This window comes from Rheinheimera sp. (genome assembly GCF_037442525.1).
Classification (GTDB): Bacteria; Pseudomonadota; Gammaproteobacteria; order Enterobacterales; family Alteromonadaceae; genus Pararheinheimera.
Window position 1 is genome coordinate 46,273 of record NZ_JBBIQD010000013.1, and the last position, 14,069, is coordinate 60,341.

General features: G+C 54.2%; 10 protein-coding genes. 7 read left to right on the forward strand and 3 right to left on the reverse strand.

Going from position 1 to position 14,069, the window contains the following annotated elements; all coding sequences use genetic code 11:
- Positions 1-15 precede the first annotated feature (15 nt).
- A complete protein-coding gene (locus tag WKJ03_RS15755) occupies positions 16-2,307 on the forward strand; it encodes a TonB-dependent receptor (RefSeq protein ID WP_337843192.1) in 2,292 nt (763 codons plus the stop codon).
- A 346-nt stretch (positions 2,308-2,653) separates the two neighbouring features.
- Here the strand turns inward: WKJ03_RS15755 and WKJ03_RS15760 are convergent, their stop codons facing one another.
- The 3 genes from WKJ03_RS15760 to WKJ03_RS15770 form a co-directional block, all read right to left on the reverse strand.
- Positions 2,654-3,121, reverse strand: a complete 468-nt coding sequence (locus WKJ03_RS15760; protein WP_337843193.1) for a Dps family protein — start codon at positions 3,119-3,121, stop codon at positions 2,654-2,656.
- A 177-nt stretch (positions 3,122-3,298) separates the two neighbouring features.
- The gene (locus WKJ03_RS15765; protein ID WP_337843194.1) at positions 3,299-4,903 is read right to left on the reverse strand and encodes an ABC-F family ATPase; all 1,605 of its coding nucleotides are present in this window, start codon (positions 4,901-4,903) and stop codon (positions 3,299-3,301) included.
- Between the two features lie 110 nt (positions 4,904-5,013).
- On the reverse strand, positions 5,014-5,904 hold the full coding sequence (locus WKJ03_RS15770) for a DMT family transporter (protein ID WP_337843195.1): 891 nt from the start codon (positions 5,902-5,904) through the stop codon (positions 5,014-5,016).
- Between the two features lie 123 nt (positions 5,905-6,027).
- On the opposite strand from WKJ03_RS15770, the gene WKJ03_RS15775 reads away from it, so the two are divergent.
- The 6 genes from WKJ03_RS15775 to WKJ03_RS15800 all read left to right on the forward strand — a co-directional run bounded on the left by WKJ03_RS15775 (position 6,028) and on the right by WKJ03_RS15800 (position 13,538).
- A complete protein-coding gene (locus WKJ03_RS15775) occupies positions 6,028-7,479 on the forward strand; it encodes a PLP-dependent aminotransferase family protein (RefSeq protein WP_337843196.1) in 1,452 nt (483 codons plus the stop codon).
- Positions 7,480-7,530: 51 nt separating this feature from the next.
- The gene (locus WKJ03_RS15780; RefSeq protein WP_337843197.1) at positions 7,531-9,381 is read left to right on the forward strand and encodes a GNAT family N-acetyltransferase; all 1,851 of its coding nucleotides are present in this window, start codon (positions 7,531-7,533) and stop codon (positions 9,379-9,381) included.
- Positions 9,378-10,295, forward strand: a complete 918-nt coding sequence (locus WKJ03_RS15785; RefSeq protein ID WP_337843198.1) for a histone deacetylase family protein — start codon at positions 9,378-9,380, stop codon at positions 10,293-10,295. Before WKJ03_RS15780 ends, WKJ03_RS15785 begins: the two co-directional genes overlap by 4 nt.
- A gap of 95 nt (positions 10,296-10,390) precedes the next feature.
- Entirely contained in the window at positions 10,391-11,878 is a 1,488-nt protein-coding gene (locus WKJ03_RS15790; RefSeq protein ID WP_337843199.1) for a TrkH family potassium uptake protein, read from the forward strand.
- Positions 11,878-12,867, forward strand: a complete 990-nt coding sequence (locus WKJ03_RS15795; protein ID WP_337843200.1) for a DUF4118 domain-containing protein — start codon at positions 11,878-11,880, stop codon at positions 12,865-12,867. Before WKJ03_RS15790 ends, WKJ03_RS15795 begins: the two co-directional genes overlap by 1 nt.
- The gene (locus WKJ03_RS15800; RefSeq protein ID WP_337843201.1) at positions 12,864-13,538 is read left to right on the forward strand and encodes a response regulator transcription factor; all 675 of its coding nucleotides are present in this window, start codon (positions 12,864-12,866) and stop codon (positions 13,536-13,538) included. The genes WKJ03_RS15795 and WKJ03_RS15800 overlap by 4 nt, the downstream gene beginning before the upstream one ends.
- The last annotated feature ends 531 nt before the right edge of the window (positions 13,539-14,069 follow it).

Here is a 14,069-nt window from a genome sequence, read left to right on the forward strand (position 1 = left end):
CCAGAGGAAGAAAGAATGCAACATCAGATGTTAAACGCCGGCCGATGGTCCCTGGCTCTGCTGCCACTCAGTCTGGCAGTCCACCAGGCGGTGGCTCAGGACAATCAGACTGAGCTGGAGGTCGAACGTATTATGGTCACAGCGCAAAAGCGTGGTGAAAATATGCAGGAAGTGCCCCTGGCACTCTCTGTGCTCAGCGGTAAAGAACTGGAACGGGGTAACTTGCAGAATCTGCAGGATTTACAATTCTCAGTACCGAACCTGTCGATGAGTGTGATGTCGGCTTTTACCACCACTGTGAATCTGCGTGGTATTCCTTCCAACCCTAACGGCGTATTTAACTCGGGCGCCAGCCCTGGTCTTGGTATTTATATTGACGGTGTGGTGTATTCCAGGCCTACAGGTTTTAACCAGGAGCTGAGCAATATTGAGCAGGTGGAAGTGCTGCGTGGTCCGCAAGGCACCTTATTTGGTCAGAACACCAACCTGGGGGTGGTCAGCATTACCACCAAAAAACCCAGTGGCGACACCGAAGCCAAGCTAAAGCTGGATGCCGGCAATTATGGCCTGAAAAAAGCCAATGCGTATGTCAGTGGCGGCCTGGTGGAAGGAGTACTGGCGGCCAGCCTTTCCGGTTTTACAGTAACGCGTGACGGCTACCAGTACAATCAGGCGGAAAATAACCGTTTTTTTGACGATGACCGTGACGGTGGCAGGGTTCAACTCAGATTCACCCCGACAAGCCCGCTGACGTTGGATATCAGTGCCGACTGGCTGAAAGATACCAGCACACCACCAGCCCGAAAACTGACCGACTATGCCGCAGGACTTGGTTACATTGGGGTGCTGAGCCAGCAGCAGGCAATTGCTGATCAGTTGGTGGACGGCGCTGACCAGGTTAAAGCCAATAAAGAAGACGCCTATGGCCTTCGCGACAATTGGGGCACAGACGCAACCTTAAATTATCGCTTTGACAGCGGCCATGAGTTTAAATCCATCAGCGCCCGCAAAGTTTATGATTCCTTATTGGCCAATGACGCGGACGGCACGTCGCTGCGACTGTCCAGCAGCATCGAATCGGAAAATAACCAGCAGTTCACTCAGGAATTTCAGCTGATTTCACCGACAGACAGCAGTTTTCGTTATGTGGCAGGCCTGTATTACCTGGATAACGACGCCGTCAACCTGCAGCGTTTTTTCAGCCCGACGGGCATCCAGGGCATTCCCACCGGCTTAACCGCCCCCTACCCGACCAGTTTCGCGTTACCGGCCAATTCGGGTGTCGAGATTGACGGCCAGGTGCAAACCCAGAGTTCAGCGTTTTTTACCAACCTGACCCAGGACCTGACGGAGCAACTGACCGCCTTTACCGGCCTGCGCTACTCCACCTTAGACAAAGACATGCAGTTTAGTCAGGGAGGCTACGAAACCAGCTTGCCCGGCTTTTATCTGCTGAACTATGTCGATATTCCACTGACCCGACAAAGCCAGAGCGATGACTTTTTATCCTGGACCACAGGGCTGAATTACAGCCTGAATGCTGATTTGCATTTTTACGGCAAAGTGGCCAAAGGCTTTAAAGAAGGTGGCTATAGCTTCCGGCCTCAGTCGGCCGCAGCTATCGGTGGTGATATTCATAATCCGCAGATTGGTTTTGGCCGTGAACAGGTGCTGAGTTATGAATTTGGCGCCAAGACGGACTTGTGGCAGCGGCGGGCCCGGCTGAACCTGGCAGCCTTTTACCTGGATTATCAGGATATTCAGACCCTGGTGGTGGACGACAATGGTGTCAACCAAATCGTCAACGGCCCCAGTGCAACCAGTCAGGGATTGGAAGCAGAGCTGACGCTAAAGCTGGCGTCGAACTGGAGCGTGAAATCCAGTCTGGGTTACGCCGACGCCCACTTTGACGAGTTCAGCAACTGCCATGCCGCCGACGACTGTTCGGGCAATCAGCTGCCGGGATCTGCCAAATGGACTGTGACGCTGGCGTCCCAGCTCGAATTGCCGCAATTGGGCAGCTGGGCGCCTTGTTGGGCCATTGATTCCAGCTACCGCAGTGCGATGTATTCCGAGTCACGCAACCTGGCCGCCACTCAGCTGGGCGGCAACCTGCTGGTCAATAGCCAGCTGGGACTGGTGTCGGACGACGGCCGTATTGAAGTGGCACTGTGGGCGAAGAACCTGCTCGACCGCGAATACCTGGTGTATCAGACCGACAAAGCCACCTCGGATCTGAATTTCAGTACCCAGATATCCGGTCCTCCCCGTACTTTTGGCGTCTCATTCAGTTACCATTTTTACTGACAAAAAAAGGGTCGGAGTTCCGCTAATGCCAGTCAGATAAAGCCCGGCCCAAAATCGCGCCCAAGACGCCGAAACTGCCGTCTAAGGGGGCATTCGCCAGGAGTTCGGGGCAGGAAAAGCAAAGGGGGTATCCAAAGCGAGGAAAGGCAAAGAACTAAGCTGCCCCTGTGAGACATGGATGTCGAACAACACGCTTCGCTGCCCCCCAGGGATGGGTTTACGGCGTGGCAGTGTGGGCTTTGCCTTTTCCGCTGCATCTGAACCCACTCGTGATTAGAGAAGCAGTTTTTGCATAAAAACTGCTTCTCTGACTGGCACTACGGAGTCCCGGCCTTTTTAGTACGGCTTAACCTAACAGGCTGCGTAACATCCAGGCGTTTTTTTCATGCACTTGCATGCGTTGGGTCAGTAAGTCCAGCGTGGGTTCATCTGAGGCTTTATCGGCGACCGGCACTATAGAGCGTGCCGTTCTGGCCAGCGCTTCCTGGCCTTTGACCAAATCTTTGATCATATCCACTGCGGTTGGAATTCCATCCGCTTCCTGAATACTGGTCAGCTTGGCGAACTCTTTGTAAGAACCAGGTGCAAACTCACCTAAAGCGCGGATACGCTCAGCAATCAGGTCGACCGCCGCTGACAGCTCGGTGTACTGAGTTTCAAACAATAAATGCAGGGTCTGGAACATTGGGCCTGTCACGTTCCAGTGGTAATTGTGGGTTTTCAGATACAGGGTGTAGGTATCTGCCAGCAAGGTTGCCAGGCCCTGAGCAATGGCTTTGCGATCGTTTTCTTCAATACCGATATTGATATTCATCCTGTTACTCCTTTCTGGTAGGTCTGGCATTACAGTACCATAGGGAGCTTTGGCTTCTCAAACCAAAGCCTTGTTGCAATCGCCAGTGATTGCTCCTGCATAACAGGCGTACCCTACTTCCTGTACATAACAAAAAAGCCCGGAAGAATCCGGGCCTTTGCAGTGCGCTTTGTGCTGTTAACGACCTTGCTGCAATGCGTCCTGCTGCGCCAGGTAATCGTCGTAGCTGCCGACAAAGTTACGCACCTCTTTGTCAGTGATCTCCACTATACGGCTGGCCAGTGACGACACAAACTCGCGGTCATGGCTGACAAACAGCAAGGTGCCTTTAAACATATCCAGCGCCATATTCAGCGATTCAATGGACTCCATATCCAGGTGGTTGGTTGGTTCATCCATGATCAGGATATTTGGCCGTTGCAGCATCAGCTTACCAAACAGCATGCGGCCTTTTTCACCGCCCGACAGCACCTTGACCGACTTCTTGATTTCATCCTGCGAAAACAACAAACGGCCCAGAATGCCACGAATAGCCTGTTCGTCGTCCGATGGTTGTTTCCACTGGCTCATCCAGTCAAACAGGCTCATATCGGCTTCAAACTCATGCGCATGGTCCTGGGCGTAGTAGCCGATATTGACGTTTTCTGACCATTTCACTGTACCGCCGCTGACGGGCTCTTCGCCCACCAGACACTTCAGTAAGGTGGTTTTACCTATACCGTTGGTACCGAGAATGGCCACTTTTTCACCCACTTCAATCATCAGGTTCAGGTTCTTCAGCACCTGATGCTCGCCGTAGTTTTTCGCCAGATCCGTGACTTCCAGTGCCAGACGGTACAGCTGCTTTTGCTGCTCAAAACGGATAAATGGGTTCACCCGGCTGGAGGCTTTCACTTCATCCAGTTTGATCTTATCAATCTGCTTGGCGCGCGACGTCGCCTGACGGGCCTTTGAGGCATTGGCCGAGAAACGGGCGACGAAGGTTTGTAGCTCTGCTATCTGGGCTTTTTTCTTGGCGTTGTCGGACAGCAGGCGTTCACGGGCCTGGGTGGCCGCCAGCATGTATTCGTCGTAGTTGCCCGGATACACCCGCAGCTCGCCGTAATCTAAATCGGCCATATGAGTGCAAACCGAGTTTAAGAAGTGACGGTCGTGCGAAATAATGATCATGGTGCTGTTGCGTTCCGCCAGCACGTTTTCCAGCCAGCGAATGGTCAGAATGTCCAGGTTGTTGGTCGGTTCGTCCAACAACATAATGTCCGGATCGGCAAACAGTACCTGCGCCAGCAGCACCCGCAGTTTCCAGCCCGGCGCCACGGCCGACATAGGACCGTAATGCTGCTCCAGCGGAATACCTACACCCAGCAGCAATTCGCCGGCACGGGACTCGGCGCTGTAGCCGTCCATTTCGCCGTACGCCACTTCCAGATCGGCCACCCGCAGACCATCCTCTTCGCTCATATCCGGCTTGGCATAAATGGCGTCACGTTCAGCCTTCACCGCCCAGAGTTCGGCGTGGCCCATAATCACGGTGTCAATCACGCTGAATTCTTCAAAAGCGAACTGGTCCTGATGCAGTTTGGCCACACGGAAATTCGGCTCCACCGACACATTTCCTGCGCTTGGGTCCAGCTCGCGGCTCAGAATTTTCATAAAGGTGGACTTGCCACAACCATTGGCACCAATCAGGCCATAACGGTTGCCACCACCAAACTTCACAGAAATATTTTCAAACAGCGGCTTAGCGCCAAATTGCATGGTGATATTAGCGGTGGAAATCACGGTCGGCCTCACTCTGGTTAAACGCCGGCTCAGCCCGGCAAAAAGCGCGCTACTATACGCGTTTTTTCGCCGTCAGACCAGTAAAAAAGCGGCCTGCAACAGGCCACTTGTCAGGCGAAGCGCCGGCCAAGCGCAATACAGCCGACCACAGCCCCAGCCAGCATCAGTTGCGCCGCAGACACAGTTTCATGCAGTGCCACCGCCGCTAAAAACAGCGCCACAAAAGGCGTTAACAGCTGCAGCTGACTAACCTCGGCAATGCCGGCCAGCGCCAGGCCTTTGTACCAGGCAAAAAAACCAAGAAACATACTGAAAATGGACAAATACGCCAGACCCAGCCAACCCGTGGTACTGACCGCGCTCAGATCCTGCGGGAAATACCACCAGACCAGAGGCAGCAGCAGCGGTATGCCCATCACCAGTGCCCAGCAGATCACCTGCCAGCTGCCAAGTTCTTTGGCCAATACGGCGCCTTGCGCATAGCTGTAACCGCAGAGCAGGCAGGCCAGCAGCAAATACAAGTCGGCCAGATGTAAACGACCATCGCCACTGTAGAGCGCATAACCCGTCACCAGCGCAGTCCCGGTCAGCGCACAACACCAAAAGCCCAGACGTGGCCAGCGCCGCGTTAACCAGGCGCCAAAGACAGCAGTGAACAGCGGCATCACGCTGCTGACCAAAGTGCCATGGTTGGCGCCCATTTGTTGCAATGCCAGTGCTGATAGCAACGGATAGCCCATCACAGCACCAGCCAACACCCCGGTCAGCCCTTTCCATTTCTGCCGGGTTGGAATAGGCTGACGGGTCAGCCACAACAGGGCCAGAGCCAGAGCTGCCGCTATCAATGCCCTGGCCGCACCCACAAAGACCGGGTTCAGGCTCAGCACGGCCGCCCTAGTGGCAGGAATTCCCCCGGAAAACATCAGCATACCGGCCAGACCATAACACCAGCCTTTCATTTTTTCTCTGGACACAACCTGAGGTTGGGCTTGCACACTCATCACTCTCTCCTTGCGCCTGGCGGACTGGACTTTCGCTTTCCTCTGGCACTATAGTGAATCCTTCACCATGACAATCAGGACAGTTATGCAGAGATGCAGTCAAACTGTGCAGGTGGTAAACCCATGACAATTTCATTGCTGCAGTGGCAGCTGGACAAAAGCGCACGGCAAAGCTTTGTCGAGCAGCTGTTTGTGCAGGCCAAGACCGCCATAGAAACCGGCCGCTGGGCCGCCGGAGAAAAGCTGCCGTCCATCCGCAGCCTGGCGGCTGAATTGGCTGTCAGTAAATTTACCGTGTCCGATTTATACGACAGGCTGGGCGCTGCCGGGCTGGTGCAGGCGCAAGCTGGCAGCGGCGTCTTTGTGCGGGCCCCCCGCCTGATCTCGCTGCAACTGGAGGCCGAACACCAGCAAAGCGAACATGCCTCCGACGTGTTGCTGATGCGCCAGACGCTTCAGCGCGAATCGGACTGGATGAAAGTGTCGGCCGGCTGGCTGGGGCCAGACTGGCTGCCGGATACCTTGATCCGCCAGGGCCTGCGGGAGCTTGCCCGTCAGGGGCAGACGTTAACTGACTATGGCCCGGCGCAGGGCTATTTCCCCCTGCGCCAGCAACTCACAGACCGGTTAAAAGCCTTTGGCATGGAACTGAGCCCGGCCCAGTTACTGCTGACCCACAGCGCCTCGCATGCACTGGATTTATTGTTACGCCAGTTACTACGCCCAGGCGACGCGGTGCTGGTGGACGACCCCGGCTTTTACAACTTCTTTGCGTTGCTGAAGCTGCACCAAGCGGTGGTGCTGCCCATTCCCCGCACTCAGGATGGGCCGGACCTGACCGCGCTGGAACAGCAGCTGCAGCAATTCAGGCCCAGGCTTTATTTAACCAATTCGATGTTGTCGAATCCAAGCGGGGCCAGTGTAAAAAGTCACAGGGCCTATCAGGTGTTGCAACTGCTGAAGCAGCATCAGGTGCTGCTGATTGAAGATGATATTTACGCCGACTTTGAAAACACACCTGGGCCACGTTACGCCAGCCTGACTGGCCTGGTGGATAGTGTGTACCTGGGCAGTTTATCCAAAACCCTTTCGGCTGATTTACGGGTGGGCTTTATTGCAGCCGCACCGGCGCTGATCGCCAGCCTGACGGACCTCAAACTGATCACCGGTATGTCGACCTCTGGCAGTATTGAGCGGCTGATGTACCTGGCATTGACAGGCGGCGGCTATAAGCGTCACCTTGAACAGCTGCGGCGGCGCTTGTCCGAAGCCCGCGCGAAAGTCCAACACGAATTGCAGGCACTTGGCTGCAGCCTGCCATTAAAACCTGAAGGTGGATTTTTAATCTGGGTTCGTTTGCCCGATGGGATCAGCAGTGCTGTGCTGTCAGAGCGGCTCTTTGCACATCAGGTGCTGCTGGCACCGGGTCGGCAATTCAGCAGTCAGCCAGACGCCGACCAGTTTACCCGACTGAATGTCACCCAGTGCCTGAACCGGGAATTTTGGTTGTTGCTTGGCAAGGAACTGCAAAGCCTTGCGCTGGATCAGCCGCCTGTGCAACAAAGCCGACTATAGTCGCACAGACAAAACCCCTGTGGCACGTTAGTCTGATCAGACTGAGGATATATGGCGAAAAAAACCAGCTCCCTGCCCTGGCAGGATTTATTACAATCAGGCCACCGGATTTTTATTGGCTCCCATGCGGCAGCGCCGCAGGCGTTGCTGGCCGATCTGATGACCCATGCCAAAGGTTTGCATGACATTGAACTGGTGCAAATGATGGTGCTGGGTGACAACCCCTGGGTAGAACCGGGCCTGCAGGATTTATTTAAGGTCAATGCGCTCTTTATCGGCGGTGAACAGGTACGTCAGGCCGTCGCCGAAGGCCGCGCCGATTACACCCCCTGTTTTATGTCGGAAATTCCGTCTTTGTTTAAACAGGAAGTATTGCCTTTGGACGCGGCCCTGGTGATGGTCAGCCCACCGGATGAGCTGGGGTATTGCTCGCTTGGTGTATCGGTCGATGTGGTGTCTGCCGCAGTGCGTTCAGCCAAAAAAGTCATAGCGCAAATCAACCCGCTGATGCCACGCACCAGCGGGTATACCTTTATTCATCAAAGCCAAATTCATGCCTGTATTGAAGCCAAACAGGCGCTGCCTCAGCTGGACGCGCCCAAACTGGATGCCGTCACTGAGCGTATTGGTCAGTACGTGTCGATGCTGGTGGAAGATGGTGCAACTTTGCAGCTGGGCATTGGAAAAATTCCGGAAGCCGTGCTGCGTTACCTGGGTAACCACAAGGATTTAGGCATTCACAGCGAAGTAATTTCTGACGGCGTGATGGAACTGGTGCTCAAAGGTGTGATCAATAACAGTAAAAAGAGCTTTCACCCGGGCAAAACCGTCACCAGCTTTTGTATGGGCAGCCAGGCGCTGTATGACTTTGTGCATAACAATCCACATGTGGAGTTTTACCCCAGTGAATACGTCAACTCGCCAACCCATATTGCCCGCAACGACCAGATGGTCGCCATCAACAGCGCCATTGAAGTGGACCTGACCGGCCAGGTGGTGTCCGACTCCATTGGCCATAAGTTTTACAGCGGTATTGGTGGCCAGGTCGATTTCAGCCGCGGAGCCTCCATGAGTAAAGGCGGCAAGCCGATTATCGCCCTGCCATCCACTGCTAAAAACGGCACTGTGTCACGCATAGTGCCACAGATCAGTGAAGGTGCCGGTGTGGTGACCTCCCGCGGTCATGTGCATTATGTGGTGACTGAATTCGGCGTGGCTTCCTTAAGGGGAAAAAGCATCCGCGAACGCGCACTGGAGCTTATCCGGGTGGCGCACCCGAAATTTCGCAAAGCCTTGCTGGAGCAGGTACGGCAACACTATTGGGTGCCGCATTATCAGAAGGACTACCCAAAAGACGTGCCTGAGCTCGGTGATCTGGGGGTAAAAACCTTAAAAATTGCCGGTGAAGAGTTTGACCTGCGGCCACTAAACCCGGCGGATGAGCGTCGTTTACAGGAGTTTTTTTATTCGCATACCAAAGAGACCCTGCTGCTGCGTTACAACCATCACCCGAAACAAATGAGCCGGGAGAAGTCCTGCACCCTGGTCAGCGTGGATCAGTCCCGCGACCTGGCGCTTTGTATCGTTAAACAAAAAGGCTCCATTCTGGAGATCCAGGCGGTCGGCCGTTATTACCTGAACGATGCCGACCAAAGCTGTGAAGTGGCCTTTGTCACCCGGGAAAAACACCAGGGCAAAGGCATGGCCAAACGCCTGCTGCAGGAAATGATTGATATTGCGCGAAAACGTGCGCTGAGCCGGATGCTGGCTTACGTGCGTTCAGACAATAAACCTATGCAAAAAGTCTTTGAAAAAGCCGGATTTAAACGCCTGCGCAGTGGTGACCCGGACGAAGTTTTCCTTGAACTGCCATTACAGGCTGCAGAGAAACACCCCCAATGAGTATTTGTATTTTCAGCCATGGCCGTTGCCTGCAGTACGATGTTGGTCATGACCACCCTGAATCCGCATCGCGACTGCACGCGGTGCAGGACCAGTTACTAAGTTCAGGCCTGGCTTATGTGCTGGAGCAACGGGACGGCAACGCAGCCAGCCGCGACGATCTGTATCTGGCCCATGACCGCGCTTATGTCGATTCTTTGTTTGAACTTGTGCCGGAGCACGGCCATATCTGGCTGGATGACGACACCCAGCTGAACGCCAAGATGCTCAGGGCTGCACTGTATTCAGCCGGCTCTGGCATCAGCGCTATCGATTATCTGATGCAAGATGCCGATCGCAAAGCCTTTTGTCTGGTGCGCCCGCCGGGCCATCATGCCGAGCGTGCTGCCGCCAAAGGCTTTTGCCTGTTTAACAATATTGCCATTGCCGCCGCTTATGCGCTTGAGCGCTATAAGGTACAGCGTATTCTGATTGTTGATTTTGATGTGCATCACGGCAATGGCACTGAAGATATCTTCCAACGCGAAGCCAGGGTGCGGTTTTTTTCTTCTTTCCAGCATCCTTATTACCCTTATACCGATCCGATCAGCAGGTCCGGGTCCATTATCAAAATGCCGCTGGATGCCGGCACCAGTGGCGCTTTGTACCGTCAGCGCTGGCTGGATGAATGGTTGCCACTGATGCACCAGTTTCAGCCAGAACTGGTGCTGGTGTCGGCCGGTTTTGACGCCCATATCGAGGATGAAATGGGCCAGATGAAACTGACGGATCAGGATTATTTCTGGCTGGGCCAGCAACTGGCGCAACTGGCAGCCCGGCACAGCCAGGGCCGGCTGCTGTCAATGCTCGAAGGCGGTTACGAGCACAGTCCGCTGGCCCGTTCTGTGGTGCAATACCTGAAAGGTCAGCTATAAGCAGATGTTCTTTATACAATCTTTATAACAGCCCTGCGGCCAGTTATATAGACTGGCAGCAGAAGATGAGGTCCTCCTGCTGCCGGTGCTTTTTTATGTCAGTTCCCGCTCTTGTGTTTGCCCAATCCGTTTCAGGTTCAGGTTACCGGATGATTTGCAAAGTGCTCGGGCATTTGTTGCTGCTGTTGTCTGCGGTTCAGTTGATGGCCATGCTGGTGGCCGTGTATTACGCCGAAGCAGCGCTGTGGGTATTTTTAGGCAGCGGCCTGTTTACCTTCAGCTGCGGTTATTTACTGAAATACAAAGGCCGCCATGCGGAGCAGATCAAAAACCGGCAGCTATTTTTACTCACCACCTTAAGCTGGCTGTCACTCTGCCTGTTTTCTGCGTTACCTCTTTACCTGTTAGTGCCCGGATGCACCCTGACCGATGCGGTATTTGAAACCGTCTCTGCAGTGACCACCACAGGCTCCACTGTATTATCTGGTTTGGATACGATGCCCAAAGCCGTGTTGTTCTGGCGCGCTGTACTGAACTGGATAGGTGGTATTGGCATTATTGTGATGGCCATTGCCATTTTGCCAGCATTGAAAATTGGCGGTATGCGGCTGTTTAAAACCGAAAATTCCGACACGTCGGACAAAATTCTGCCCCGCAGTTCCTCGTTATCAGCGGCCATAGGCCTGGTGTACCTGTCACTGACCGGCCTGACCTGCCTGAGTTATTTTGCCGCGGGGATGACGGGCTTCGATGCCATTACCCATGCCATGACGACAGTCGCCACTGGTGGTTTTGCCAACTATGACGCTTCCTTTGGCACTTACAAAGACACACCTTTACTGCTGTGGCTAAGCAGCGGTTTTATGCTGCTGGCTGCCATGCCTTTTGTGCTTTTTGTCAGTTGGGTGAAGGGCGATCGCAGTGCTCTGTGGCGAGACCCCCAGGTACGCAGTTTTTTGTTGATTGTGCTGACATCAGCCTCAGTACTCTGTTGCTATCAGGTCTGGCACAATCAACGCGACTGGTTTGAGGCGGCCACCCACAGCCTGTTTAATGTGGTGTCGGTGATCACCACTTGTGGCTATGCGTCGGAAGACTACACACTGTGGGGCAATATGGCCATTATGCTGTTTTTTTACCTGACCTTTGCCGGCGCTTGTTCAGGTTCCACTTCCGGTGGGTTAAAAATTTTCCGTATTCAGCTTTGTGCTTTGCTGCTGTACAAACAGCTGAAACTGCTGGTGCACCCCAAAGCCGTCTGGAACCCCAGTTATGGCGGACGTAAAATTGATGACCAACTGCTGGGTAATGTGTTGGCCTTTTGTTTTGTGTATTTCGCCACTATTGGTTTTATCGCTATGATGCTGGCATTTTGTGAACTGGATTTGGTCACAGCCGTCACAGGGGCGGCCACCGCTGTTGCCAATGTTGGCCCAGGTCTTGGCAGCATCATTGGCCCGGCCGGTAATTTTTCCAGCTTGCCGGATGCCGCTAAATGGTGGCTGAGCCTTGGTATGCTGTTGGGGCGGCTGGAAATTCTGACCTTGCTGATTTTATTCACTCCGGCGTACTGGCGGTATTGATGCGTGTTACTTTTGGGTTCTGGATTCTGGCTTTGTGTTGCCCTGTGCTGATTGGCCTGGTGCTGTTGCCGCTTCGCAGCCTGATCAGTCCGACCGATGTAGCTATGCTGCAGCTGCTCTGGCTGGTTTACCTGGCCCAGCGTAGCGGCTACAAGCCAGCACTGCTGAGCACTCTGACCGCCGTGCTGGTGGTGAACTGGTGTTTTGTACCGCCCTACTACACCCTGGCTGTGCATGATGCCAGTTTTGTCATCAGTTTTTTGGTGATGGCCTTTTTTGGCGTCATGGTCAGTTATTGGGCCGACCAGGCCAGAGCCAGACGGCAACGGGTGCGGCATTTACGCCGTCAGGCACAAAAATCCGCAGTGCAGGCCCGGCTGGAACAACAGAAAGCCATGTTATTGCGCTCTTTGTCACATGATTTGCGCACACCGCTGGCGACCATTATGGGCGCGTCCAGTATGCTGGCCGACACCGAACTCCGCCTGAACCCACAGCAGCGTCAGCAACAGGCGCAGAATATTTACCAGCAAAGCCTGTTGTTAAGCCAGCATTTCGAAAAAGTACTGGAACTGTCAAAAACCCAGCTGACGGGTCCGTTGAGCACCAGTTCATTCAGTTCAGACGATTTGGTCGCCGCCGCCCTGGCCCGCCGCGCTGAGGATTTAACCGCCCTGGCCGATCAGCTTCAGCTGTCCGGCGCTATTGAACTGACCGGAGATATGGAGTTGTTGGAGATTCTGCTGGCTAATCTGCTGGAAAATGCCTGGAAGTACGGCCAGGCCCCTTTTCAGCTGCAGTTTTTAAAACAACCCCAGGGTTACCAACTGACCTTGAGCAATGCACTGGCGGACCGGCCACAACAGGCCGACAGTGGTTACAATCTGGGCCTGGCCATTTGCCAGAGCATTGCCAGGCTGCATCGTGGCCAGTTCGAATTTCGCCTGCAGGACGGCCTGGCGACCGCAGTACTGGAGTGGCCGCAATGAACACCAGAATTTTGTTGCTGGAAGACGACAGTGCCTTGCAGAGCTTCTTGCAGACTTTGCTTGAAAGCCAGGGCTATCAAACAGACATTCTGGCTCATGGCCAGGCAGGTCTGCATTGGTTAAGCCAGCAGCACTGCGATCTGCTGTTGCTGGATTTAGGCCTGGCCGATATGGACGGCATCAGCCTGTTGCAGCAACTGCGCAGCTGGTCCGATTTACCGGTCATAGTGATTTCGGCACGCGGCAAAGAGCAGGACAAAGTCAGAGCACTGGACTACGGTGCCAATGACTATGTCACCAAACCTTTCAGCTCGGCTGAACTGCTGGCCCGCATTCGCGCTTGTTTACGGGTGCCCAGGGGGCAAAGTCAGCAGTTTCAGTTTGGCGATATTGTGCTGAACCCGGTGCAGCATCAAGTCAGCAAAGGCGGCCAAGCCGTGCATCTGACCAAAACCGAATATGAACTGTTGTTGATGTTATGCCGTCACGCCAATCAGGCACTGACCCATAACCAGATCCTGAAGCAGATTTGGGGAGAGACCTATCAGGACAGGCCGGAATATGTTCGGGTGCATATGGCGCAGCTACGGCAAAAGTTGGAGCACCAACCGGCCACCCCGCAATTTATTCGCACCGAACCCGGTGTCGGCTACCGGCTTTGTATTGACTAAGCCGCGCAGTCAACACCAAACCACAGAAAACCCAGATCACAGACAACAAAAAAACCGGAGTAAAACTCCTAATGCCAGTCAGATAAGCAGTTTTTATGCAAAAACTGCTTATCTATTCACTAGATGGATATGATGCCGCGGAAAAGGCAAAGCCCACGCAGACACGCCGTGAATACGCTCCTTGTAGGCTCGGCTTTGGCATCCATGCCAAAGACGGTCTGCTTAGTTCTTTACCTTCCCTCGCTTTGGATACCGCCTTTGCTTTTCCTGCCTCGAACTCGTGGTGAATGTCCCCCTTAGACGGCAGTCCCGGCACTTCGCTGAGCTTCGTGCGTTCATTCGGTGTCAAGCCAAACCCTTGGCTTGTCGAAAGCCCGAATGAACCCAGACAAAATTGGGTGGCCAAGGTTTTAAGCCGGGAAGTGTGTGAGTGAAGCGCGGTAGCGCTGAGCGAGTTGTCCCGGCGCTTTGGACGCGCGATTTTGGGCCGGGCTTTATACGGACTATGTCCTTCCCTTCGGGCCAGCTAAA